The organism is Blautia sp. 1001283B150304_161114_C9, assembly GCF_015668165.1.
GTDB lineage: Bacteria > Bacillota > Clostridia > Lachnospirales > Lachnospiraceae > Blautia_A > Blautia_A wexlerae.
In genome coordinates this window covers 29,826-54,430 of the sequence record NZ_JADPGO010000022.1, presented here as the reverse complement: position 1 = coordinate 54,430, position 24,605 = coordinate 29,826, and the positions used below count along the sequence as shown (strand labels likewise).

20 protein-coding genes and 2 pseudogenes are annotated in these 24,605 nt (G+C 40.8%); 18 read left to right on the top strand and 4 right to left on the bottom strand.

Going from position 1 to position 24,605, the window contains the following annotated elements:
* Window positions 1-2 precede the first annotated feature (2 nt).
* The 3 genes from I4V44_RS11960 (at window position 3) to I4V44_RS11950 (ending at window position 3,887) form a co-directional block, all read left to right on the top strand.
* Entirely contained in the window at window positions 3-1,535 is a 1,533-nt protein-coding gene (locus tag I4V44_RS11960) for an FtsW/RodA/SpoVE family cell cycle protein (RefSeq protein WP_196002775.1), read from the top strand.
* Window positions 1,536-1,965: 430 nt separating this feature from the next.
* Entirely contained in the window at window positions 1,966-2,454 is a 489-nt protein-coding gene (locus tag I4V44_RS11955; RefSeq protein WP_196002774.1) for an RNA polymerase sigma factor, read from the top strand.
* Window positions 2,451-3,887 carry a hypothetical protein gene (locus tag I4V44_RS11950; RefSeq protein ID WP_196002773.1) on the top strand — a complete coding sequence of 479 codons (1,437 nt, stop codon included), beginning with the start codon at window positions 2,451-2,453 and terminating at the stop codon, window positions 3,885-3,887. The genes I4V44_RS11955 and I4V44_RS11950 overlap by 4 nt, the downstream gene beginning before the upstream one ends.
* Window positions 3,888-3,984: 97 nt before the next feature.
* Here the strand turns inward: I4V44_RS11950 and I4V44_RS11945 are convergent, their stop codons facing one another.
* Window positions 3,985-4,812 (bottom strand): hypothetical protein, encoded by an 828-nt coding sequence (locus tag I4V44_RS11945; protein ID WP_196002772.1) that lies wholly within the window; start codon window positions 4,810-4,812, stop codon window positions 3,985-3,987.
* Between the two features lie 293 nt (window positions 4,813-5,105).
* Here I4V44_RS11945 and I4V44_RS11940 point away from each other — a divergent pair, with 293 nt between their 5' ends.
* The 6 genes from I4V44_RS11940 (at window position 5,106) to I4V44_RS11915 (ending at window position 11,675) form a co-directional block, all read left to right on the top strand.
* The gene (locus I4V44_RS11940) at window positions 5,106-5,672 is read left to right on the top strand and encodes an RNA polymerase sigma factor (RefSeq protein WP_196002771.1); all 567 of its coding nucleotides are present in this window, start codon (window positions 5,106-5,108) and stop codon (window positions 5,670-5,672) included.
* Window positions 5,656-6,786 carry a DUF4179 domain-containing protein gene (locus I4V44_RS11935; RefSeq protein WP_196002770.1) on the top strand — a complete coding sequence of 377 codons (1,131 nt, stop codon included), beginning with the start codon at window positions 5,656-5,658 and terminating at the stop codon, window positions 6,784-6,786. Before I4V44_RS11940 ends, I4V44_RS11935 begins: the two co-directional genes overlap by 17 nt.
* A 516-nt stretch (window positions 6,787-7,302) precedes the next feature.
* Window positions 7,303-7,962, top strand: coding sequence for a response regulator transcription factor (locus I4V44_RS11930; protein WP_025581106.1), 660 nt, complete (start codon window positions 7,303-7,305; stop codon window positions 7,960-7,962).
* Between the two features lie 5 nt (window positions 7,963-7,967).
* Window positions 7,968-9,239 (top strand): sensor histidine kinase, encoded by a 1,272-nt coding sequence (locus I4V44_RS11925; RefSeq protein ID WP_196002769.1) that lies wholly within the window; start codon window positions 7,968-7,970, stop codon window positions 9,237-9,239.
* A gap of 294 nt (window positions 9,240-9,533) precedes the next feature.
* Entirely contained in the window at window positions 9,534-10,901 is a 1,368-nt protein-coding gene (locus tag I4V44_RS11920; RefSeq protein ID WP_243280271.1) for a DUF6034 family protein, read from the top strand.
* A 147-nt stretch (window positions 10,902-11,048) separates the two neighbouring features.
* The gene (locus I4V44_RS11915) at window positions 11,049-11,675 is read left to right on the top strand and encodes a lactate utilization protein (protein ID WP_178762217.1); all 627 of its coding nucleotides are present in this window, start codon (window positions 11,049-11,051) and stop codon (window positions 11,673-11,675) included.
* Window positions 11,676-11,827: 152 nt separating this feature from the next.
* Here the strand turns inward: I4V44_RS11915 and I4V44_RS18300 are convergent.
* Window positions 11,828-12,025 (bottom strand): annotated as a pseudogene (locus I4V44_RS18300) (DUF6783 domain-containing protein).
* Between I4V44_RS18300 and I4V44_RS18295 the strand changes: the two are divergent.
* A pseudogene (locus tag I4V44_RS18295) lies at window positions 11,984-12,094 on the top strand (DUF6783 domain-containing protein); the annotation flags it as partial. The pseudogenes I4V44_RS18300 and I4V44_RS18295 sit on opposite strands and share 42 nt — an antisense overlap.
* On the opposite strand, the gene I4V44_RS11910 reads toward I4V44_RS18295, so the two are convergent.
* Window positions 12,075-12,980 carry an AraC family transcriptional regulator gene (locus I4V44_RS11910; RefSeq protein ID WP_118569571.1) on the bottom strand — a complete coding sequence of 302 codons (906 nt, stop codon included), beginning with the start codon at window positions 12,978-12,980 and terminating at the stop codon, window positions 12,075-12,077. The pseudogene I4V44_RS18295 and the gene I4V44_RS11910 sit on opposite strands and share 20 nt — an antisense overlap.
* Window positions 12,981-13,149: 169 nt before the next feature.
* Between I4V44_RS11910 and I4V44_RS11905 the strand changes: the two genes are divergently transcribed.
* The 3 genes from I4V44_RS11905 to proC all read left to right on the top strand — a co-directional run bounded on the left by I4V44_RS11905 (window position 13,150) and on the right by proC (window position 16,001).
* A complete protein-coding gene (locus I4V44_RS11905; protein ID WP_196002767.1) occupies window positions 13,150-14,508 on the top strand; it encodes an MATE family efflux transporter in 1,359 nt (452 codons plus the stop codon).
* A 119-nt stretch (window positions 14,509-14,627) separates the two neighbouring features.
* Window positions 14,628-15,074 (top strand): D-aminoacyl-tRNA deacylase, encoded by a 447-nt coding sequence (gene dtd, locus I4V44_RS11900; protein ID WP_008706007.1) that lies wholly within the window; start codon window positions 14,628-14,630, stop codon window positions 15,072-15,074.
* 132 nt (window positions 15,075-15,206) lie between these two features.
* Window positions 15,207-16,001: a pyrroline-5-carboxylate reductase gene (gene proC / locus I4V44_RS11895; protein ID WP_195284365.1), complete on the top strand. Its 795-nt coding sequence runs from the start codon at window positions 15,207-15,209 to the stop codon at window positions 15,999-16,001.
* Between the two features lie 82 nt (window positions 16,002-16,083).
* Here the strand turns inward: proC and I4V44_RS11890 are convergent, their stop codons facing one another.
* Window positions 16,084-16,539: a CYTH domain-containing protein gene (locus I4V44_RS11890; protein ID WP_196002766.1), complete on the bottom strand. Its 456-nt coding sequence runs from the start codon at window positions 16,537-16,539 to the stop codon at window positions 16,084-16,086.
* 255 nt (window positions 16,540-16,794) lie between these two features.
* Here I4V44_RS11890 and I4V44_RS11885 point away from each other — a divergent pair, with 255 nt between their 5' ends.
* From I4V44_RS11885 to I4V44_RS11865, 5 genes are all read left to right on the top strand, one after another.
* Window positions 16,795-17,754 (top strand): phosphatidylglycerol lysyltransferase domain-containing protein, encoded by a 960-nt coding sequence (locus I4V44_RS11885; RefSeq protein WP_196002765.1) that lies wholly within the window; start codon window positions 16,795-16,797, stop codon window positions 17,752-17,754.
* A gap of 5 nt (window positions 17,755-17,759) precedes the next feature.
* A complete protein-coding gene (locus I4V44_RS11880; RefSeq protein ID WP_243280270.1) occupies window positions 17,760-20,711 on the top strand; it encodes an MFS transporter in 2,952 nt (983 codons plus the stop codon).
* Window positions 20,690-22,378 carry a SpoIIE family protein phosphatase gene (locus I4V44_RS11875; RefSeq protein WP_196002764.1) on the top strand — a complete coding sequence of 563 codons (1,689 nt, stop codon included), beginning with the start codon at window positions 20,690-20,692 and terminating at the stop codon, window positions 22,376-22,378. Before I4V44_RS11880 ends, I4V44_RS11875 begins: the two co-directional genes overlap by 22 nt.
* Window positions 22,379-22,438: 60 nt before the next feature.
* Window positions 22,439-23,875, top strand: a complete 1,437-nt coding sequence (locus I4V44_RS11870) for a M20 family metallopeptidase (RefSeq protein ID WP_196002763.1) — start codon at window positions 22,439-22,441, stop codon at window positions 23,873-23,875.
* 110 nt (window positions 23,876-23,985) lie between these two features.
* The gene (locus I4V44_RS11865) at window positions 23,986-24,546 is read left to right on the top strand and encodes a DJ-1 family glyoxalase III (RefSeq protein WP_118330990.1); all 561 of its coding nucleotides are present in this window, start codon (window positions 23,986-23,988) and stop codon (window positions 24,544-24,546) included.
* Window positions 24,547-24,605 lie beyond the last annotated feature (59 nt).

Sequence of the window (24,605 nt, the reverse complement as noted above, 5' to 3'; positions counted from 1 at the left end):
CTATGGACGAATATCTGAAAACATTACTGGAACAGATTCGCTGTAAGAAAGCGCGGCCTTATGTAAAACAGGAATTTCAGGATCATATAGAAGATCAGATCGAGGCAAATATGCAGGCAGGCATGGATCGTGAACAGGCAGAGAGGGAAGCTGTCCGGGATATGGGAGATCCTGTGGAAACAGGAATCTCTCTTGACAGTGTCCACAGGCCTCAGGTTGCATGGAAACTTCTGGGGATAATCGTTCTTATCAGCATTGCAGGCGTTTTGATACATGCAGGGATTGCCAGAAAAATCAGTGAGAACTCTGCGGCCGGTTCGGACAGATATGTGTTTCATGTTGTGATTGGACTTGCAGTTATGATGATTTTATATCTTCTGGATTACACTGTACTGGCAAGATTTTCGAAAATAATTGCTGTCATTTTACTGTTTGCCTGTCTGGTTACCTTGTTGGGTGGCTATCAGTTAAATGGGGCAAGATACTTCATTGTACTGCCGGGAGGAAGAGGAATATCCATGCAGACTCTGATGCTGTTTTATGTTCCCATATATGGAGCAATTTTGTATAAATATCATGGATGGGGATATAAGGGCTTGATGAGAGCAATCATATGGATGTTTGCACCGGTTATATTGGTCTATGCCATGCCTGCGCTTATGACAGCTTGTGTGATGTTGGTATCTATGCTGGTTATGCTGACAATCGCAATTCAAAAGAACTGGTTTACTGTGAGAAAAAGGAGAGCCATCTGTGGAATCTGGGCTGGCTTTCTGGCTATGCCTGTGGCAGCTTTTCTGATCAGGTATCTGAGAAGCAGTCTGACAAAATATCAGATCGCACGTTTACAGGCTGTTTTTTCAGGTGGTGGAGAAGAGGATTATTTCACCGAAATGCTGCATTCATTCTGGCAGCAAAATAAATGGATAGGGAAAAGTGAATCAGATGTAATGGGAAATCTACCGGCCTTTAATGCGGATTATATTCTGACCTATCTGTCATCTGTATATGGAACAATTGCAGCCATACTTTTATGCGGTGTTCTGGCAGTTTTGATTTTTGCAGTTTTTAACACTGCCATGAGACAGAAGAATCAGCTTGGAATGATGATGGGATGTGGATGCGGAATCGTATTTCTTATAAACTTTTTTATAAATATCCTGGAAAATCTGGGTATATTTCCACAATCAGTAACATTTCTTCCCTTTTTATCAGCAGGAGGAAGCTGCATTATAGTTTCCTATGGACTGATGGGGATTGTGCTGAGTACATACAGATATAAAAATATCTATCCACGGCATCTGAAAATAGGTTTTAAATTTGATAAAACCAAAGCGAAAAAAGCTCTGTATGTCTCAAAAATGTCCATGTGCATATGGACAGGAGGCACTGTTGTTGTTATGTGCGTTGCCATATATTGGGATTTGTGTAAGAGTTATATGAATATTCCGTTTAAAATCGTAACCATTGTACTGACATTGCTTTTGGTTGGAAATATGAGAAAGATCGTGCAGTACAATGAAATGAACAGATAGAAAATGTAAGAAACTGTATTAAGAAAGATACCGCCATATTGATTGTGATAAGTCAATATGGCGGTATCTTTATCCGTTAACTATTTGGAGTAATTGACTGACGGTATAATTTCCGGAATACTTCATCTGCATTTTTGTCTTTCAGATAAATCGGTTAGGTATTCCCGTATTCGTTAAGTATAGTCCTCATTCGTGCCTTGAAAATGTCTTCGGCTGTTCTTTTTGCTTTTATCATTTGTAAGGATTTCCGCTTGTCCTCCTTTATATGCTCATTTTACCAGAAAAAAATTTTTCCCGCCAGAGGAAAGTGCTTATATGATATTGAAAAAGATATGTAGGATACTTATCAGATAGGGGATATTTTTTTTAGTTGTACGTCTAATATATGTAAAAAAATTATTGCCGGCCGGCTAAAGAAGGTGGTGCTGAAATGACAAAAGAACAATTAGGAAGTCTGATTCTGGATTCAGAGAGACAATTGTATTCTACTGCCAAAAGCATTTTGAAAGATGATCAGGATTGCGCAGATGCTATCCAGGAAACAATTGTTAAAGCATTTTCAAAGATTAAAACTTTGCGGAACGACAAATATGCAAGAACATGGCTGATTCGAATACTGATAAATGAGTGCTATACGTTGTTGAGAAAATCAAGTAAATTTGTTCCATTGGAAGAAATGAATAAGAGTGCAGAATCTGGGATACAACAGGATACTGATTACAGTGAATTATATAAAGCCGTCAGTTCATTGAAGGAAGAACTGCGCCTGCCTGTTATTTTGTACTATATTGAAGAACTCAGTATAAGGGAAATTGCGCAGATCCTTGGAATAACTGAAGGGGCAGTCCAGAAAAGACTGGCCAGAGCGCGAGGAAAACTTAAGCGTGATTTGCAGGAAAATAAGGAGGTCATGATATGAGGCTGGAAGATTTGAAAAAAGAAATTCCGGAAACACCGGAATTTATCCACACAATGATCCAAAACGAGGTAAACAAACAGATGCAGGATAGGAAAATTACTTCTTTTCAAAACCACAAAACAAAAAAATGGACAGGCAGAAGAATAGCTGCAGCTATTGCCATAAGTGTTCTTCTGACTTCAACAATTACCTATGCCGGTGTCAGATTATATCATATATTTATAGAAAAGCAGGGGACTTATAGCATTTCTACAGGAATTAAAAAAGACAGTGGAAAAATTCATCTTCCTGAAAAAATTCATGAGATTGATATTTCAACGGATTATATTCCAGAAGGTATGGTGTGGACGGATGATATGCATTTACAGTATTCAGATCAGAATTGTCCTGGTGGATTTAGCTTTGCATTTGTACTTCTGGATGAGGATGATTTTGGAAAAACTGCACAGGACAGGAATGTTGTTGATTGTGAAGAAAGGACGTTTGGAAATTATGAAGGCGTATATTTAAAATATAACGATCTTATAGAAGATGGTTCATATAATCAGAGAATTTATCTTCTTTGCCCGGATGTGTACCGTGTAGTCGTTATTTATATCAGTGATAATGTTGAAAAAGAGGATGTATTTAATGTGGCTGAAAACCTTGTGATTAATGAAAAAGAGGAAATGATTAAAACTGCGGATTTCTTTAATACTTGGAGTGAATGGGTTTCATCTGAAGAAGGGTCCGGAGGAGATATGCTGACTTCTGTAAAAGATAATAAGCTGCCTGTACATAAAGTGGGAGACAGTATAGATATGTTTGGAACAGGGGAAGATAAGAATGGAAATTATATAGATAATGTAAAAATTTCTGTTTGTGCGGATTCTGTTCAGATTGCTGATGATCTGCAGTTGTTGGGTGAAAATCCTATTCCACAGAAATGGCAGGATGCAGTTGGGGCGGATGGAAAACTGATAACAAATACATTATCTTATGTTAAACTGGGAGATGGCGTTGATACTGTAGATGAGGTTGTAAAAACAGGCAGTGTTCCGCAAAAGCTTGTCTATGTAACTGTTACCTATACCAACCAGTCAGAGGAAGAAATCAATCATATGCTGTATCTTGGTTCATTAATGCTTTTAAATCATGAAGATGGAAGATATTTTATTCAGCAGGACAGATCAGGGAATGGATTTGACTGTGTTATCTGGGATGGAGCGGCACAAATCTCGGATATGACGTATTTCAGTGTATCTGAAGATTATGGAAATGGTGGAAATTATATTTCATCTTTAAAGCCCGGTGAGAGTGTGCAGGTAAATATGGCCTGGATTGTAAATGAAAGCGATCTGGATGATATATATCTGAATCTTAGTGGGGATGGAGTAATCTATGAATTTTCAGATTCTGTGCTGACAACAGGACTGGTTGATATTCGAAAATGACAAAATAGATTGTAGAATTAATGAAGCAATAGAATATAGTATAGAAAAGTACCGCCATATTGATTGTGATAAGTCAATATGGCGGTACTTTTATCCATTAATTGTCAGGAGTAATTGTCTTGCGGTATTTTTCACGTTTATCTGTCGGAACTTCCAGGGCGTTCATTGCCTGATCAATGGTCAGGTTCATATTTTTCATAAGTTTTTTGATAGAGTCGGTCTGGTTGAGTTCGATACCCTTTTCCATTCCCTCATCCATTAACATCTGTCCAAGTCTGGTCATTCTGATTACCTCCTTAATTTCGTCTAACTCAGCTCTATCTAAGAATTTGTCAGCCAATGTATACAACATGGCGGTTGCCTTTTCAGCACTCAGCTCAATATTGGGCTTTGCCAGACGAATTGCTTCTTTAAACATATCCTTGCGGCTCATTTTTCCGGACATCAATGGTGTCAGGGAAAGAGCTGCGTAATCATCTTCGGTAAAAGCTTCACCGTTATCCTGCTTCTGCTTTAATTTCCGGAATACTTCATCTGCATTCTTGTCTTTCAGATAAATCGGTTGCACTCTGTAAGTATATAATCCACAGTCTAGTTCAGATTTCACATTCGTAATCCCTCCGGAATAAATGACGTAAGTAATAACTTTCTTTCCTGTTTTGTTGGAATATACTGCATCATATGCATGGAATCTTCGCAAATCCGCTTCTTTTTTATCCGTAGTCTGAAACTCTGTATGTATATAGAACCCACCCGTAGTCAGAAAGGTAAAGTCCATATACAAAGACTGAATAGTCAGTTCCACCAGCTCTGTTGGTCCGATTTCTTCATACTGGTAATCAATTCCCAGAGTCTTAAGAATCGTATTCCGAAAATAGTCGAAGCCCATTTTCATAACAGCATCTTCGTGTTTAGCGTTTGCCATAAGGTACTCCCGTATTCGTTAAGTATAGTCCTCATTCGTGCCTTGAAAATGTCTTCGGCTGTTCTTTTGTCTTTTATCATTTGTAAGGATTTACGTTTGTCCTCCTTTATATGCTCATTTTACCAGAATATACTTCATTTCTCCAGTCGAAATTGTGAAAAGACAGGTTGACTTTTCGACAGTGTATTATTTACTCTGGAAAAAGAAAATTATTTTTATTAAAATTGCAACTTTACCATTCAAAATCCGTCTTATCTTATGAAGGCAAATAAAAGAAACGTGAGGTGAAAAAAGTGGAAGATACAGTAATTATCAATCTGTATTTTGACAGATCAGAAAAAGCCATACAGGCGACCGAAGAAAAGTATAGCAGGTACTGCTTCAGTATTGCCTGGAATATTCTGTATGATAAGGAAGACTCCGATGAATGCGTCAATGATACATGGTTGGCTGCATGGAGTTCCATACCACCCAGAAAACCGGCAATTCTGTCTGCTTTTCTTGGAAAAATAACCCGAAACCTGGCAATTGACTGTTTTCGCAGGAAAAAAGCTGCAAAACGGTCAACAGAGCACATATTAGAATTATGCAAAGAACTGGAAGAGATAGAGGATGTAACAGCATATTCTTTGAATGATGAAATCCAGAGAAAAGAGATTCTGGAAATCCTTGAAAAATTTCTGGAATCCCTGAAAAAAGGTGACCGTGACATTTTCATACGACGCTATTGGTATATGGACAGCATCAGTGAAATTTCAGCCCGGCATGGAATTTCGGAAAGCAGAATCAAATCCAGTCTCTATCGAAGCAGAAAGAAACTATGGGAAAGGGTGAAACATTTATATGGAAAAAGGATTTAAGACATTAGAACTGATTGGTGATCTGGATGATAAATATATTTACGAAGCTTCCAGACCATGGAAAAAACAGCATCGTTTTTTCCATATACAAAGGAGTTGGAAAACAGCAGTCGCCGGGATCATATTGCTTATTATGGTTGGATGCACATTAAGATATCAGGAAGATGTAAAAGCAGCATTACAGAGAGTAACTTCATGGATCGGACAGGCATTGGGAATTAAGAACGGTGATACCGATTCTTATACAAATGTTGTAGGAAAAAGCATTTCAAGAGATGGAATCACCATAACATTAAATGAGATTGTGATGGACAGCAAAAATTTATGGATTGCGTATTCCGACAGCGAAGATTCAGACGCAGATATGAAGGATGCGGTGGAAGACAAACTTTTATATACAGAAGTATGCATTAACGGTCAGGAAATTCAGCAGGGCTTAGGCCAAAGAACAGTTAATGCTTTCTCAGAAAATCCAATAACAGTGGAAGATTTCACAATCGGAGAAGAAGTTAACACTGAGGGAACTGTAAACATAGAGTTCAAAGTCTGGCCGATTGCAATGGACGATGCTGATATATGGGAAAATGTTCAGAAAATACAGGCTGATACAGAACCTTATACATTTAAATTTGCGACATCAAAAGAAGAGCTGGAGAAAAACAATGTGGATTTAAATCTGAATCAGAATATTAAAATGGATTCCAATGTCCTGAACCTCACAGAATTCAGATGGAATCCATTCGAAAGTACAATTTACGGAATGTATCATGGAACAGTATATATTGACAGTGATTATTATCTGATTGGAACAGACGATCAGGGAAACAAAATCTGCTATCAGGAGACAGGAAGAAATGGTCAGGAAACTATGTTCCGGCAAACGATAGGTCTATATCCCGGATATGAAGAAATCTCCCCGGAAGCAAACACAATCACATTACAGTTATATGAAGTAAAAAACGACACAGCGCATCAGGTGTCTGAAGAAAAAATGGATAAGGATCCCTCTGATGATATCTACGAAGAATCCACAGTCTATGTATATAATGAGGGAGAAAGCCCCACAGATGACGCAATACCAATAGGAGACAAGTTTACAGTACAGATAAGATGAAAATGAAGAAGACATATTATTTAAACAAAGATGTTCTGCCGACAATCCCGGTACCACATGATTGTATAATTAAAAAAATCCGTATAGAGCACAAATGGCTAATATTTACCTTTGACAATGATACATCCTATTATGATTCTGTCAGAAAACTTAGCCCAAACATCAGGAATTTGATTTTGAAATATCATCTAAGTAATCCAGAAGACTTTTCTGTATATAAGTGTAGTAAAACTTTAAAACGAATCTTAAATAAAGAATGCTATATACGCCAGAATACTAGGAAAATTACAAAATTATCTCGCAAACGTCTGGAATATTTGTACCATAATGTAGGATACTGTTCGATTATAACTAAGTTGCATTCAGATGCTCCTGTTATGATAGATGCAGGGGTTGATTATCTGGTATATGAGTGGATAGAATAGTATGACTAATGAAGTAAAATATATATCTTTGTAGACGTTACATCTTCGAAACGTTATACTATTTCCATAAACTAATCGAGGTGATCCCAAAATGAAAAACAAAATCCTGGTAATCGAAGATGACAGAGCAATTTCCGAATTATTATGTATGAACCTAACCATAGCCGGATACGAAACAGTAGCCGCCTACGACGGAATAGAAGCCCAGCGCCTATTGCTATGGAATGAAGATGCAGACCTTGCAGTTGTCGATATTATGCTTCCCGGCAAAGATGGCTTTGCTCTGATGGAAGATTTCCGCGCAAAGAATCTCCCGGTGATCTACCTTACTGCAAAAGATGACGTAGCATCCAAAGTAAAAGGCCTGAAACTCGGTGCAGAAGATTATATGGTAAAGCCTTTCGAAATGTTGGAACTTCTTGTACGGATTGAAAAAATCCTTGAAAGAACCGGCCGTGCAAAGAGAATTCTCACAATCAAAAATATTCAGGCAGATCTCCAGAGCCATCAGATTCTGAAAGATGGGATTCCCGTAAACCTGAAACCACTGGAATACGATCTCTTTATCCTGCTCTTACAGAACAAAAACATCGCACTTGGAAGAGAAGAACTATTAAAACGTGTCTGGGGCGAAGAATATCTGGGAGAGAGCAGAACTGTAGACGTGCATATCGGCCAGCTCCGCAAGAAACTGGAGTTGTACGATGAAATAAAAACAATCCCAAAACTTGGCTATCGACTGGAGGACTAATCGCTATGAAGTTGTGGAAACGGACAGTAGCACTTATGCTGATAACACTTTTGTGCTCTCTGATACCGGTCGGTGTCCTGAGCCTGTATGTCACAGGAAAAAGAAGCCTGAATAATGCTGCTGAAACCTATGGACGACAGCTTGCAAATGGAAAAAATCTCCTGGAACAATTTTGGGACAACAGTAAATATGAGCAGATGTCAGAAACAGGAAAAAAATCTTATCTGGAATTCCAGTTTCTGAGATGCTGCGGTGAGAAAATGCTCCTCATTAATTCCGAAAGTAAAGAAGCCGTAGTAAACTGCACAGATTATGAGATTGTCAGCATGGATAATCTCGGTTTAAACAACAAAACGGATTCCTATGAGTACAAAATCCAGAAACTGAATCACAAATACTTACTTTTACAGCATGCGCTGCTTACAAATCCAGAGGGTTACGAAATACTTTCAGTCCGTGATGTTACTTCTATGTTTACGGAACTGAGACAGACGGCAGCCTGGTTCCTGGGAATCTATCTGGCAGTATTTTGCATTGCTGGTCTGTTTATCTATCTAATGATGAAGCGGACCGTACAGCAAATGGAAAAACTGCAGGAAGTAGCCGGAAAACAGGAAATGCTTATGGGAGCACTTGCCCACGAAATGAAAACACCTCTTACTTCTATTATTGGATATTCAGACACTCTGCGGCATGTAAAACTAAACGATGAACAAAAAGACCGTGCCTTGGAACATATCAGCCGTGAGGGAAAAAGACTTGAAAAACTTTCCGGAAAAATGCTCCAGATGCTGGGGCTCCATCAGAATGATTCAATAAAAATGGAGTCACACTCTATAGGAGAACTGCTGGAACATGTAGTTCAGCTAGAGGCAGAACAGGTAGCGCAGAGACAGATACAATTACAGACAGAATACGAAGATTTTTCTATGAAAATGGATGATGAATTAATGGAAAGTCTTCTTGTAAATTTGATAGATAACGCTCTCCGTGCTACAGAAGCAGGAGGTCGTATTACCGTAAAAGCATATAAAGAATCGGGTAGGAAAATTCTGGAAGTTGCAGACAACGGTCGGGGAATCCCACAGGAAGAACTGGGAAAAATTACGGAAGCTTTTTACATGGTAGACAAATCCAGAAGCCGCCAGGAGGGCGGAGCAGGACTTGGACTTGCGTTATGTGTAAAAATCGCAGAAGTTCATGGAGGCAGACTGGACATCACAAGCCAGCTTGGAACAGGAACGAAAGTAAGAGTAATATTTGATAAAAAAAGATAAGGATTTAACCTGATCAAACAAATATTCTGCTTCAATTATGAATAACTGACCGATCCAGACGGATTCACTCGTTATTACATGGACAATATTAAACAGATGAAATTTACAACTTGTTTACATCTTGATGAATACATTAGAAGTACAGTATGGTACTCTTTTCTTATAAGAAGAGGGTACCTTTTTTAATGAATCAGGAACGTAGCGAATGCGGATAATTTTATCTGACAGACCAAATTAAGCAGCAAAGAAAATATTTTATCTGTTCAGCTACATATGCGAAAGGATGAGAAAGAAATGAAGAAAATAAAAATATTTGTGGGAGCTCTTTTATGTATGAATCTTTTAACAATATCAGGATGTGACAAGGTCGTTCATTCTGCCGTTGTAGAAGAAAAGGATAAGACTGTTGTAAAGACAGAGGAAAACAAAGAGAAAGAAACAGTTCAGAAAACAGTCACTGAACAGGTGCAGGCTCCGAAAACCTACAAGACAACCATCCAGTCCGATTTAAGATCCGCAGAACGAACAGATCAGGAAAATCCTATGAAATTTACCCTGACAGCCGATGCACCGGTGGAAGTGCCGGATGTGGATGCCATATGTCTGAAAAATGTAAAAAAAGCGACAATTTCTGAAGAAGAGCCACAGAAAGTACTGGATACTTTTGCCAAAGGGCAATTGTTGAAACAAGACTATGATGGATTGGCAGAAACATATGAGGTGGATGGACTGACGTACCAGTATACAGGTACATTCCCCGATTTAGAAGCATTTAGTTTTTTGGAAAAATATGCTGCGTTTGATGATGTGAACGAAGAAAATATGTCTCAGGATGAGAAAAAACAAAGAGCAGAACGATTTCAGAATTATATAAAAGCAGGAAATCAGAATATGACTGATGACGGCGCAGAAAATTATGTAAAGGATATTGTTTCTGGAGAATGGCACCTGTTTGACAGTGCATCAAAAGAACTCACAGAAGAAAACTGCACTTTGGAAAAGACCTCTTTTTTCTTTGAAAGAATGGTCGATGGTGTACCTGTTAATTATATACGGAATTCTTATCTGCCATATGATGAATTATCTCGTCCCTGGATAGATGAAGACGATAATTTTCATGAAGCGAAGTGCGATGTGTGGGATAATGAATCGCTGACAATGATTTTCTGCAGCGGAACACTTCAGAGTTTCCAACACAGTGATCCAATTGAGGTATCAGATGCTTCGGACGAAGCATTGTTTCTTCTGCCATTTGATGAAATCAAAGATATTTTTGAAAAAACAATCACCATGCAGATTATGACAGAGCAGGAAAACCGTCTGCCGGCAGTAGGTGGCATAAGTTTCAGCCGTTATCCCTCTATTGATACACAGAGTGTTGAGATGATGATAACAAAAGTCCAGCTTGGATATATGCGCGTGCGGGAGGGCAACAGCAGTACAGAGGGAAGCCTGATTCCGGTATGGGATTTCTATGGAAACTGGAATTCCCGGGAACCGGCCTATGCAGATGGCGGTGATGAAATGGTTATAGACAGCGTTACTATGGACCGCATTGGTGTACCGCTTCTCACGATCGATGCACGAGATGGCAGTGTCGTACAAAGAGTACAGGGCGGATCATCGACTACGTTTCCTGGTGGTATTGGAGAATGTGAATAAACGGTAATAAAAAAGTGCAGTGTTTATCTGGTTAAAATAGAAATGAAACCGGAAATATGGTATGATTGGGACAACAATTAAAACCAGAGCGTGTTTGGAAATAATTTCTACAATCTGCATGCTCCAGACATTAAGGAGGACACAACAATGGATGCAAACATGAAAAAAAGAAATGAACTTTTGGCAAAAACAGTGATTAAGGGACTGGAATCCCGCAATATGTCCGGGTATTATGCAAAAGATAAAGAAACAGCATTAAAGCAGGCCCTGGAACTGATCCCAAACGGAAGCACAATCGCCATGGGCGGATGCATGAGTGCACATGAGATCGGTCTGGTCAAAGCTCTGCAGGATGGAGATTATAATTATATTGACCGCGCAAAGCTTGAGCCTCGTGAGGGACTTATGGCAGCCTATGATGCAGATTTCTTTTTATCCAGTGCCAACGCAGTCACAGATGATGGCGTCCTTGTCAATATTGATGGCAATTCCAACCGTGTATCCTGCATCGCCCAGGGCCCGAAAAAAGTAATTTTTATTGTAGGTATAAACAAAGTCTGTCCAGATCTTGACAGTGCAATGAAGCGTGCCAGAAATGTAGCAGCTACAGCTAATGCACAGAGATTTGATATCAAAACTCCATGTAAGGAAACCGGAAAATGCTTTGACTGCAAATCCCCGGATACCATCTGCTGTCAGTTTCTGATCACCAGATATTCCAGACATAAAGACAGAATCCATGTGATTCTGGTAAATGACACACTTGGGATGTAACCAAATCAAGTAAGTCCCCGGCTTCGATTACGAATATCGGATTGCCCCCGAATAATAAAAAGAACAGTCTCATTGACGCATAATAAGTCAAAGGGGCTGTTCTTTTTTGGAAAACAATAGGTCTGAAAAAGTCAATATCTGTATCATGTAAATCAATACCGGAATGGTTTCTGACACAGAATCCTAATATAATATCCATGCGGCAGAAGGATAATCATATAAAAGAACAGATACAGGTTAGAGCGTGTCTGAAAAATCATTCCCGCAATCTGCACGCCCCACTTTGCGGGATATTTCACCCGAATTCAGTTGCCGTAGCCCGCTACGGCGCCCTCATCCGGGCAAAATATCCCACAAATTGTGACGCACATCTTGCAGAAAGCATTTTTCAGACACGCTCTAGCACTTTTGCAGCTTAAGAGAATTGTATTCACCGGGATTGCATCCGAATTGTCTGCGGAATGCCCGGGCAAAACGGCTGGCGTTGCTGAAACCGGTCATATCTGCAATCTGGATCATAGAATATTGACAGCTCTGAACCAGAGGCAGACTTTTGTTGACACGATATTCTTCCAGATAGCCGGTAATTGTTTTGCCGGTCATTTTTTTGAACAGGCGGCAGCAGACCTCTCTGGACAGATGAACCTGGTCTGCCAGTTCCTGTAGAGAGATTACAGATCCAAAATGCGTATTAAGATAATCCAGCATTTGTTCCAGCCTTTCCAGTTCCAGCTGGTTGGACGGAATAAATTTTGCAAGATCATTCTGATGTTCGCAGAGAATCATACCGAAAATCTCACAGAGAAGTCCCTTAATCTTCAACTCATAACAGAAGGTCTTCTGATCAAAGAGGGCTTCTGTTTCATTGAGCTTTTGGATCACAGTCCGGGTACATGAGTTTCCGGAAGCAAGAAGGATGCAGGGAACAGAAGAATTCTGGAGGAAAGGACGAAAACATCTGCGTTCCACATCACTTCCGTATTCGCCATATATGAAATCCGGACGTGCCAGAAAGGTACTGTATCTGGCATGACTGTTATTAGGTGAATGACAGCTATGAGGTACATTACGGTTCAGAAGAAGAACATCTCCAGGTCTTACAGTGTAGCTTTTCTGATACACCTGATAGATAGCTTCTCCTTCTCTGGGAAGACTGATCTCCAGGTCATTGTGCCAGTGGATAGGGACACTTTTTCCCTCAAATGCCCACAGGTCATCATGATTAACGGTCATGGGAAAACCGACAGTTCCATGTTCACAAAGTTCGCGGTTGGTTTCATCTACAAGAATTTTACGCATAGCCATATTACAGTTCTCCGATTTTATTATATGTACGCTGTGATGAATTGCTCACAGAAGCATGATCATCAACATGATCTGACAATTTATCACAGGATATATTCATTTACAATGCTTATTATAACCACAATTATAACGTTGGTATACACATCGTGCAAGGAGAGGAGTAGGAAACATGGCAAGATCAAAAGAGATGGATTTGACTACGGGTAATCCGTTCCGGTCATTGCTGAAATTTGCGATTCCTGTAATTCTGGGAAATCTGTTTCAGCTTTTTTATACACTGGCGGATTCTGTGATCGTAGGAAAAACGCTGGGAGCAGATTCCCTGGCAGCAGTAGGTTCCACCAGTATTATTATTTATTTTGTATTCTGTTTTATCAATGGATTTACAGGTGGGTTTGGTATCTGTCTGGGACAGAAATGCGGGGCAAAGGATGAAAAAGGAATGCGCAAGAGCGTTGCGGTTTCCACACTTCTGAGTATTGCCTTTACAGTAGTACTGACACTGATCTGCTGTCTGCTTTCTCATCAGATTCTGCGCTGGATGCAGATTCCTGCTGATATTTCCGGTGAAGCATATGACTATATGTTTGTAGTTTTGCTTGGCACAGGTGCTACCATTTTTTATAATATGATTTCAAATATGCTCCGTGCATTGGGAGACAGTAAAACACCATTGTATTTCCTGGTATTTTCATCTGTATTAAATATTTTTCTTGATATTCTGTTTATTGTACCGTTTCATATGGGGGTGGCTGGTGCTGCATGGGCGACTATTCTGTCACAGTTCCTTTCCGCAGTGCTGAGTCTGGTTGTAGGACTGAAGAATTTTCCGATTTTGCATCTGCACAGAGAAGATTTTACAGATTTAAAAGACACGGCAGTCTTGCACCTGAAGACCGGATTTCCTATGGGATTCCAGATGTCTGTCATGTGTATCGGACAGCTTGCCATGCAGGCAGTGGTAAACTCACTGGGTACTGCAGCAGTTGCAGGATATACCGCAGCATCGAAAGCAGATCAGCTTTCTGTACTGGTAAACAATGCAATGATGACCGCAATTTCCAACTATGTGGCTCAGAACTTTGGTGCAGGCAGATGGGACCGTATCCGTCAGGGCGTGCGCGCCTGCCTGATCCAGACAGAAGCATTTAACCTGATCATGTGTATTGGAATTCTGCTGCTGAGACATCCGATTGTAAGAATGTTTCTCTCAGATCCCACAAAAGAAATCTATCACTATTCAGATATGTATCTGACGATTGTAGCTCCCTTTTACTTTGTGCTTGGGCTGTTGGCAGTATATCGTACATCCATCCAGAGCATGCAGAATGGCAAAGTACCTTTTGCTGCATGTATGATTGAATTGGTTATGCGAATCGCTGCAACAGTAGGTCTTTCCGGAATCGTTGGATATACATCTGTATGTATTGCCAGCCCAATGGCGTGGATCGGAGCCTGTGCACTTCTGATCCCGGTTTACTATAAGATGATGAAAGGAAATTGTGCAGCATTACTGAGAACGGAGTGACGAGTAACAAGATTTTGAGATAACAGCCGCAAGGTGACACTTTACAATGGAAAAACGGATAAAAATGTGCTATGCTATCTATCAATAGACAGAAATCCGTTGATTAAGGAGAGTGAATTATGCGTTTTGTAATTCAGAGAGTAATGCATTCAAAAGTGACAATTAATGGTGAAGTACGAGGCCAGATAGGCAAGGGCTTTATGGTTCTTATCGGAGTAGGAGAAGAAGATACCGTTGAAATCGCAGATAAAATGATTCATAAAATGGTTAATATGCGTATTTTCGAAGATGAAAACGGTAAGACAAACCTTGGCCTGAAGGAGGTGGGCGGAAGTCTTCTGCTTATTTCCCAGTTCACATTATATGCTGACTGTAAAAGAGGAAACAGACCTTCCTTTATAAGAGCAGGGGCCCCTGATATGGCTGAAAATCTGTACAAATACATAATTGCCAGATGCAAAGAACACATTGATATTGTCGAGCAGGGAGAATTTGGGGCAGATATGAAAGTGGAGCTTGTGAATGACGGTCCCTTTACAGTCATATTGGACAGTAATGAATTATAATTATCTGTAACTGTTCAGTATTTTACGGCAGATTGCTGGATGATTATCATTATCTATAACAAGAAAAAGATATGAAAAAAGCAGTTATAAATTATCAGAAAACAACAGGAATTGCAAGAGAGGAGCAGATTTATGAAAATCGGATTTATCGGATGCGGAAATATGGCTTCTGCCATGATCAGTGGTATGCTGAAAAAAGGACTTTATAAAAAAGATGAGATTATTGTTTCCAATCTTACAGAAGAAGGAAGCAAACGAAGCAGAGAAAAGCTGGGAGTGGTTACAACCCTGGATAACCATGAAGTGGTAAAAAACACAAAACTGGTTTTCCTGGCCGTGAAACCGCAGTTTTATGAAGAAGTGCTGAATGAAGTAAAAGATGAACTGACACCGGAACACACAGTTGTAGGCATTGCGCCGGGGAAAACTCTTGCCTGGTTAGAAGAAAAATGTGGACAGCCTCTGAAAGTGGTAAGAATGATGCCGAATACTCCTGCTCAGGTTGGGGAGGGTATGACTGGTGTATGTGCCAATGAGAAAGTATCGGCAGAAGAACTGGCTCAGATCTGTGAGATCACAGACAGCTTTGGCCGTACAGAAGTAGTTCCGGAGCGCCTGATGGATGCTGTAGGTGCTGTAAGTGGCTGTTCACCGGCTTATGTATTTATGTTTATAGAAGCAATGGCAGATGCAGCGGTAGCTCAGGGAATGCCAAGAAAACAGGCATATCAGTTTGCGGCACAGTCTGTATTGGGAAGTGCGAAAATGGTACTGGAAACAGGTATGCATCCGGGTGAATTAAAAGACATGGTATGCTCTCCTGCCGGAACCACCATCGAGGGAGTAAGAATCCTGGAACAGAAGGGATTCAGAAGTGCTGTCTTTGAAGCTCTGAATGGAGCTGCTGAAAAAGGTAAAAAGATGTAATCTTAGTTATATATAAGAGGGACGCTCCGAAATATTGTTCTGCAAATACATATTAACAGAACAATATTTCGGAGCTGTTTTATTATAAATTTCCCTGACTCAGACGACTGTTATGATATTTACCGGAGTTCGTAACATCTTTGCCAAACCATACGGGTGGATTATAACTGAGCGCCTGTTCTTCAGAAGAAAATTCCACTTCTGCGAGATAGAGTCCTTCATAAGGAGCATCAAATACATCCAGTTCAATGATGAGTCCATCTTTTTCCGGGATAAGATAGCGGGTTTTGGAAATGAGGATTCCGTCAGCTTTTGGACGCATATGTTCATAGGATTCTTTGGTAAGTGGAAGATTATATTCCTCGCGGGTCATAAGACCTTTGGATTTATAGGTAAGATAGTAGTTATCATCCTCTTTGCGGATACGGACTACCGGTGCGGTGGATAAGTAACCCTGTTCCAGTCTGTGATGTGGATAAGAATTAAGATCTGCAGGCAGATTTTCTTTGGATATTAAAAATTTGCGTTCGATTTCCATGAGAAATGTTCCTCCTTAAATATGAAATGACAGTACAGTTTTATGATTATGATAACACTTATGGTGAGTATGAGACAAGAAAAATATGTGTGATATTGAGAAAACAGTAACTTATTAAGAATGAATATAACCAACAACTTTAATATTATGTTGGAATATTTGAAAAATGGAGATATAATATTTGTAAGTGCGTAGCTGTAAATATTTCTCACGATCATAGCTGGAGATTATGCACTGATATTCAGAGGAGGCCGTATGAAATCAGATACAAAAAAATATTATAAAATACCACAGAAAATGCTGGAAATCTTCCTTGCGCGTGGTTATCAGGAACTTAGAGTGGAGGATCAGAGCCTGTTTGATCCGTATTATGACAGTATGAATGAACACTGGTCAGCCAACACCAGCTTTTTGAATTTGATTGGATGGAGGGATTCCTATCCCACCTACTTCAAAATAGCAGAAGGGCTTTTAATCAATATTACATATTTGAATACAGAAGGGTATCCGGTAGCTGTTCCGTTTGTAGGAAACTATACGGAGGAAAAGATAAAGAAAGCTATGCAGATCCTGAAGGAAGATTTTGCGGGATTTGATGCACAGCTGATCATTATGGATGTGGTTCCATGGATGCTTCCTTATTATGAAGCCAGCGGCATTCAGTTTGAAATAGAGGATAACCGTGATTATATGGATTATACCTTTACGCCTGAGCAGTTTCTGGCAGGTATGGATATGCAGGATGACCGTTACCGTTATAATTATTTCAAACGCAGATTTGCATATGAGACAGAAGAGATAACCCCTTTCCATCGGGAGGAAATCCGGGAATTTATGGAAAGGGAATGGTGTGGGGAGAAAACTTGTGAGGAGTGCCACTGTGGCTGCCTGCTCCGGGTGATCGACAATCTGGTTCCTGTTTTTGATAAAATCAGGATTAATGGAATCTTTGTAAGAGTAGAGGGAAAAATGGCAGGACTTTGTATTGTGAGCTGCCGTAACGGACTTGGCGTATATCAGTATAAAAATGCAGTTAACCGGATCAAGGGAATTAATGAGTATTTGTTGCGGGAAAGCTTTGAACGATATCTGCAGTCTGCAGATACGATCAATTACACAGAAGATATGGGAGTTGAAAATCTGCGTTATTATAAAGAGCATATGGCGCCTGCCCATACTCTGCTATCAAAACTTACATTAACAGAAAGAGGTTAAGGTGCATGGAACATAAGAGAAAAAAACAGTGGATTTTAATAATTATGCTGCTTTTGACAGTATGTTCTGTTTTTGTAGTGTATGCAGGCAGGGAATGGATGTTTACCAATCCTTTTAAACCTTATACATTTTCTTCAGTATCCTATGCATCCGGAGATGGGGATGGATGTACTTATGTGATTGATGATTCCAACAGGAAAATATTGAAAATATCTGCTGACGGAAGGCTTTTATGGCGGGCATGTGCCTCTGATAAAAGTTTTCTGAGTGCCGAGCGGGTTGTGGCAGACGGAGACGGAAATGTATATCTTCATGATGTCCGTATTGAGCAGGGCGTTCAGATTGCCAGGGAAGGAATCGTCAAACTGTCATCAAAGGGAAAATATATATCAACGGTTGCTTCTGTAGAAGCAGAGAAAGGCAGTGTAAGGCGCAACATTGTGGGAATGGTACCCACAGAGCATGGTGTGATCTACATGCAAAAGGAAGATGACAGTATTCTGGTCAGCAATACAGAGCAGGGAAGCTCAAAGGCTTTTTCTGTTGCTGATGCGCAGGACAGGATTTTGTGCTGTGCTTATGACAGAGACAGTGATAGCCTGTTTTATGTGACTTATGATGGTAAAATTTATAAATATACAGACAGCGGACAGGATGAACTGCTCTATGACAGTGATACAGTTGACGGAAGTATTCCGCAGGAGATCAGTTACTCGGATGGAGTGCTTTATTCAGCTGATATTGGTCTCAGGGATATCATACGGATACCCTGTGATATGGAAAATACAGGAAGTACAGACAGACTTACTGTGGAAGAGTCTTTGAAGGAAAGAGAGATTGCATATCATGTGAGTGCACCGGGAACCCTGGTTTCCTCTACCAATTATTCTGTTATATTGTGGGATGGAGAGGACTATGAACAGTTCTGGGACGTTCCGCTATCAGGAAAACTGCAGGTATGGAACTGCCTGCTGTGGGCTGCCTGTGCAGTGATTGTCGCTGCTGTTTTGTTTTTTGCGGTGACTTTGTTAAAGATACTGGTAAAAAAATTCAGCTTTTATGCAAAGATTACCATGGCAGTCATAGGGATTATTGTGGGAGTTGCGGCTCTGTTTATTGGCACCTTGTTTCCGCAGTTTCAAAGTCTGCTGGTCGATGAAACCTATACAAGAGAGAAATTTGCCGCATCAGCAGTAACAAACAGACTTCCTGCAGATGAATTTCAGAGGCTGGAAAAGCCTTCTGATTTTATGAATGAGGATTACAGACAGGTCCGGCAGGTAGTAAGGGATGTATTCTTCTCGGATTCTGACAGTTCACAGGATCTGTACTGTGTACTTTATAAAGTAAAAGACGGAACTGTTACCCTGGTCTATACCCTGGAGGATATCTGTGTGTCCTATCCCTATGACTGGGAATATGAAGGCACAGATCTTCAGGAGGTTATGGAGCAGGGGGCTACAAAAACCTATGCTACAAATTCAAGCTCCGGAAGCTTTGTATTTATCCATAGTCCCATCCGGGATAAAAGCGGAGATATTATTGGGATTATAGAAGTCGGAACAGATATGAACAGTCTGACAGAGAAAAGCAGAGAGATCCAGGTGTCTCTGATCATCAATCTGATCGCAATTATGGTAGTATTTTTCATGCTTACCTTTGAGGTGATTTATTTTATAAAGGGAAGGCAGGAACTGAAAAGACGAAAACAGGAGGAAAACAATAGCAGACTTCCTGTGGAAATTTTCAGATTTATTGTATTTCTTGTTTTCTTTTTTACAAATCTGACCTGTGCGATTCTTCCCATCTATGCAATGAAGATTTCTGAGAAGATGTCAGTACAGGGATTATCACCGGCCATGCTTGCAGCAGTTCCTATATCTGCAGAGGTGTTATCCGGCGCCATTTTCTCAGCGTTTGGCGGAAAGGTAATACATAAGCTTGGGGCAAAGAAATCTGTTTTTGTAAGCTCTGTACTGCTTACAGCAGGACTTGGATTGCGAGTGGTTCCCAATATATGGCTGCTTACTTTAAGCGCCCTGCTTCTTGGAGCAGGCTGGGGAGTATTGCTTTTACTTGTCAATCTTATGATCGTGGAGCTTCCTGATGAGGAGAAGAACAGAGCCTATGCCTATTACAGTGTATCCTCCCTGAGCGGTGCAAACTGTGCAGTTGTGTTTGGTGGCTTCCTTCTGCAATGGATGTCCTATACAGCGTTGTTTGCTGTCACTGCAGTACTCAGTGTGCTGCTGTTTCTGGTAGCAAATAAGTATATGAGTAAATATACTTCAGATAACGAAGAGGAGAACTGCGAAACAGAAGATACACATATGAATATTGTTCAGTTTATCTTTCGTCCAAGGATTATTAGTTTTTTCCTGCTGCTGATGATTCCGCTTCTGATCTGTGGATATTTCCTGAATTATATGTTTCCTATTGTTGGTTCTGAATGGGGACTTTCGGAAACCTATATTGGATATACCTATCTTTTAAACGGAATTTTTGTACTGATCCTGGGAACTCCTCTCACGGAATTCTTTTCCAACAGAGGATGGAAGCATTTGGGGCTTGCAGCAGCTGCGTTTATTTATGCAGCAGCTTTTCTGGAGGTGGCAATGCTTCAGAATATACCATCTCTTCTGATCGCACTGGCATTGATTGGAGTTGCAGACAGCTTTGGGATTCCATTACTTACCAGTTATTTTACAGATCTGAAGGATGTAGAACGGTTTGGATATGACAGAGGACTTGGGGTTTACAGCCTGTTTGAGAATGGTGCACAGTCTCTGGGTTCCTTTGTGTTTGGCTATGTGCTGGTCCTTGGTGTAGGCAGAGGCCTTATCTTTGTGCTGATTCTTGTGAGTGTGCTTTCAGCAGCTTTCCTGATCAGCACCACATTTGCAGCACACAGAGACAAAAAAGGAGGTCAAAGAGCATGGAAAAAAGACGAAAGCTGAATGTTGAACTGATTAAATTTCTCATCGGTTCTATGTTGGTGGTTGGGGTTTTAATGCTTCTTGGAAGTTCTCTTGTGAATAACAGACAGTATAGAAAACTCTATAATGATAAAGCGCTTGAAATCGCGAAGACGGTATCAGATCAGGTAAATGGGGATTTTATCGAAGAACTGTGTAAAGAGATAGACACAGAGGAATTTGAACAGATCCAGGAAAAAGCAGTAGCAGCTGATGATGAACAGCCGATTATAGACTGGCTTAAAGCGAAAGGCATGTATCAGAATTATGAGAGGATAAATGAATATCTTCATTCTATACAGGCAGATATGAATATTGAATATCTGTATATTCAGATGATCCAGGATCATTCCAGTGTGTATCTGTTTGATCCTTCGTCAGGCTATCTGACTCTTGGCTATAAGGAAGAGCTTTCGGAAAGATTTGATAAACTGAAAGGAAACGAACGCTTGGAGCCTACTGTGAGCAGAACAGAATTTGGATGGCTGTCATCTGCGGGAGAGCCGGTACTTTCATCTGATGGAGAGAAATGTGCAGTTGCCTTTGCAGATATTGACATGACAGAGATTGTCAGAAATACCATTCGTTTTACTGTACTGATGGTATGCCTTTGCATTCTGATCATCCTGGCTGCCGGTATGGGCATATCCAGAAAAATCAAAAAGAGAATCTCCCGGCCCATTGAGCTGCTTACGGAAGCAACACACAAATTTGGCAATGGCGAGGAAGGGTATGATGAGAACAATATCGTAGATCTTGATATTCATACCAGAGATGAGATAGAAGAACTTTATCATGCAACCCAATCCATGCAGAAAAGCATTATTAATTATATGGATAACCTTACCCGGGTGACTGCTGAGAAGGAACGTATCGGAGCAGAGCTGAATGTGGCAACACAGATTCAGGCTTCCATGCTCCCATGTATATTCCCTGCATTTCCTGACAGGGATGAGATGGATATTTATGCGACCATGACACCCGCAAAGGAAGTTGGCGGAGATTTTTATGATTTCTTTATGGTTGATGACAGGCATATGGCGATTGTTATGGCTGATGTTTCCGGCAAAGGAGTTCCGGCAGCCCTTTTCATGGTTATCGGCAAAACCCTGATCAAGGATCATACACAGCCGGGCAGAGACCTGGGAGAAGTCTTTACAGAGGTCAATAATATTCTGTGTGAATCCAATGAAAACGGAATGTTCATTACAGCCTTTGAGGGGGTGCTGGATCTTGTGACCGGTGAATTCAGGTATGTAAACGCCGGACATGAAATGCCGTTTGTTTACCGCAGGGAAACCAACACCTATGAAGCCTACAAAATACGTGCTGGTTTCGTCCTTGCAGGGATAGAGGACATCGTATATAAAGAACAAAAGCTTCAGCTGAATATCGGAGACAAAATATTCCAGTATACAGATGGAGTGACAGAGGCAACGGATAAGGACAGGCAGCTGTACGGAATGGACAGACTGGATCATGTTCTGAATCAGCAGTGCTTAAGCAGTAATCCGGAAGAAACTCTGAAGCTTGTAAAGGCGGATATTGACGCTTTTGTAGGAGACAATGACCAGTTTGATGATATTACAATGCTGTGCCTTGAGTATACAAAGAAAATGGAGAATCAGAGACTTTTGAATAACTGTTGATGCTGTGAAGTGAAGTGCGGATATGTGACTGGAAATATAAAAAAGAAAGCGGACAACAGAATGGATCATACAGACGAATACATAAAAGAAATCTCAGAAAAAATTGACAGTAAGAAAGAATATTATGTTGAGATCAGTAATAAGATCTGGGAATTTGCAGAGCCCAGATTCCAGGAATACAGATCTTCTGAATTGCTGCAGCATGTATTAAAACAGGCAGGGTTTTCCATCAAAGCAGATCTGGCAGGAGAGAAGACTGCATTTATTGCAGAATATGGATCAGGAAAACCAGTCATAGCATTCCTTGGAGAATTTGATGCACTGCCGGGACTTTCACAGAAGGCAGATGTAGCAGAGAGGATTCCTGTACATACTGACAGCTGTGGCCACGGCTGTGGTCATCAGCTTATCGGAACAGGAACTCTTGCTTCTGCCATTGCATTAAAAGACTTTATGAAAGAACATAACCTGCAAGGCACGATCCGTTATTACGGCTGTCCTGCTGAAGAAAACGCAGGCGGCAAGGCATTTCTTGTACGTGACGGTTATTTTAATGATTGTGACCTGGCTCTTTGCTGGCACCCGGAACAGGGGCGGCGTGCATGCTACGGAAGCACCAAGGCAAATTTCAGAGTATTTTTTACATTCCACGGAACTTCGGCTCATGCATCCATGTGTCCCGAACTGGGCCGCTCTGCACTGGATGCAGTAGAGCTTATGGATGTGGGCGTAAACTACATGCGTGAACACATGATAGATGAGGCCAGGATCCACTATGCCATAACAGATACAGGCGGAGATGCCCCAAATGTAGTCCAGTCCAGGGCTCAGGTACTTTATGCTATCCGCGCCCCAAAGATCACCCAGGTAAAAGAACTCTATAACCGCGTATGCAACATAGCCAGGGGCGCAGCACTTATGACTGAAACTACTGTAGAAATACGCCAGGTAGCGGCATATTCAAACCTGATCTCCAGCAAAATCCTGGCAGATCACATGAATGCGTATCTGGAAAAACTGGGTCCGATCACTTACACTGAAGAAGAATATGCCTACGCACAAAAATTCCAACAGTCCCTCTCAGATCAGGACAAAAATCAACTCCCCACAATTGCCCGGGACTACTTCGGCCCCAAAGCTGCTGAAGTAATGAAAAAACCAATCTTTGAGCCAATGGCATACCAGAATTTGTACAGTGATCTCAAATACTCCACTGATGTGGGCGATGTAAGCTGGCTGGTACCAACCGTCCATCTCAACATCCCAACATTCGCAGCAGGAACCGCCCTCCACTCCTGGCAGGCAGTAGCCCAGGGAAAATCCTCGATCGCTCAAAAAGGAATGCTCTACGCCGCTAAGATCATGGCTCTCACAGCCATAGACTTCCTGCAAAAACCAGAGTTGGTAAATAAAGCCAGAGAAGAACTGACAAAAACCCTAAACGGTGAAACATATCCCAATCCATTGCCGAAAGACTTGAAACCAGAGATATGGTAAAAGCAGAAAGCTCCAAACAAACATTGTAACTCCAAACAAAAAATGCTATAATCCATTGCAGAAAATAGGATAAAACTTTTACAAAACAAATTAATCAGGAGGGACCTAAAATGAGCAAAAAAGTATACATTTTCCTCGCCGACGGCTTCGAAGACATCGAAGGCCTCACAGTAGTAGACCTTCTCCGCCGCGCAGAAATCGATATCAAAACTGTATCCATCAAAGAAACCAAACAGATCCAGACATCTCACGGTATCACCATGCTCACTGATACAACATTCGCAGAAACAGACTTCGCAGATGCCGACATGCTTGTCCTCCCGGGAGGAATGCCGGGAACTAAATATCTGGCAGGATACAAACCACTTACAGACCTTCTGACAGATTTCAACAGCAAAGGCAAAAAAATCGCCGCTATCTGTGCTGCACCAAGTGTATTTTCAGGTCTTGGATTTCTCAGAAACCGCAAAGCCACATCCTATCCGTCCTTTATGGAAATCATTGCCGGAGACGGTGCTCAGACCAGTGAAGACAGTGTGGTGGTAGATGGAAACATAACTACCAGCCGTGGCCTGGGAACAGCTGTAGACTTCGCACTTTCCCTGATTTCACAGCTTGAAAATGACGAAAAAGCAAAAGAAATCGCAGAATCAGTAGTATATACCCGCTAAATCGTCCTCAAACCCTTATTTTTATGCGAAAAAACACTAGCACTTTTGGATTTTTTGTG

Coding starts and splice junctions, on each gene's coding strand:
- I4V44_RS11960 (WP_196002775.1), top strand. CDS start 3: ATGGACGAATATCTGAAAACATTACTGGAACAGATTCGCTGTAAGAAA.
- I4V44_RS11955 (WP_196002774.1), top strand. CDS start 1,966: ATGACAAAAGAACAATTAGGAAGTCTGATTCTGGATTCAGAGAGACAA.
- I4V44_RS11950 (WP_196002773.1), top strand. CDS start 2,451: ATGAGGCTGGAAGATTTGAAAAAAGAAATTCCGGAAACACCGGAATTT.
- I4V44_RS11945 (WP_196002772.1), bottom strand. CDS start 4,812: ATGGCAAACGCTAAACACGAAGATGCTGTTATGAAAATGGGCTTCGAC.
- I4V44_RS11935 (WP_196002770.1), top strand. CDS start 5,656: ATGGAAAAAGGATTTAAGACATTAGAACTGATTGGTGATCTGGATGAT.
- I4V44_RS11930 (WP_025581106.1), top strand. CDS start 7,303: ATGAAAAACAAAATCCTGGTAATCGAAGATGACAGAGCAATTTCCGAA.
- I4V44_RS11925 (WP_196002769.1), top strand. CDS start 7,968: ATGAAGTTGTGGAAACGGACAGTAGCACTTATGCTGATAACACTTTTG.
- I4V44_RS11920 (WP_243280271.1), top strand. CDS start 9,534: ATGAAGAAAATAAAAATATTTGTGGGAGCTCTTTTATGTATGAATCTT.
- I4V44_RS11915 (WP_178762217.1), top strand. CDS start 11,049: ATGGATGCAAACATGAAAAAAAGAAATGAACTTTTGGCAAAAACAGTG.
- I4V44_RS11910 (WP_118569571.1), bottom strand. CDS start 12,980: ATGGCTATGCGTAAAATTCTTGTAGATGAAACCAACCGCGAACTTTGT.
- I4V44_RS11905 (WP_196002767.1), top strand. CDS start 13,150: ATGGCAAGATCAAAAGAGATGGATTTGACTACGGGTAATCCGTTCCGG.
- dtd (WP_008706007.1), top strand. CDS start 14,628: ATGCGTTTTGTAATTCAGAGAGTAATGCATTCAAAAGTGACAATTAAT.
- proC (WP_195284365.1), top strand. CDS start 15,207: ATGAAAATCGGATTTATCGGATGCGGAAATATGGCTTCTGCCATGATC.
- I4V44_RS11890 (WP_196002766.1), bottom strand. CDS start 16,539: ATGGAAATCGAACGCAAATTTTTAATATCCAAAGAAAATCTGCCTGCA.
- I4V44_RS11885 (WP_196002765.1), top strand. CDS start 16,795: ATGAAATCAGATACAAAAAAATATTATAAAATACCACAGAAAATGCTG.
- I4V44_RS11880 (WP_243280270.1), top strand. CDS start 17,760: ATGGAACATAAGAGAAAAAAACAGTGGATTTTAATAATTATGCTGCTT.
- I4V44_RS11875 (WP_196002764.1), top strand. CDS start 20,690: ATGGAAAAAAGACGAAAGCTGAATGTTGAACTGATTAAATTTCTCATC.
- I4V44_RS11870 (WP_196002763.1), top strand. CDS start 22,439: ATGGATCATACAGACGAATACATAAAAGAAATCTCAGAAAAAATTGAC.
- I4V44_RS11865 (WP_118330990.1), top strand. CDS start 23,986: ATGAGCAAAAAAGTATACATTTTCCTCGCCGACGGCTTCGAAGACATC.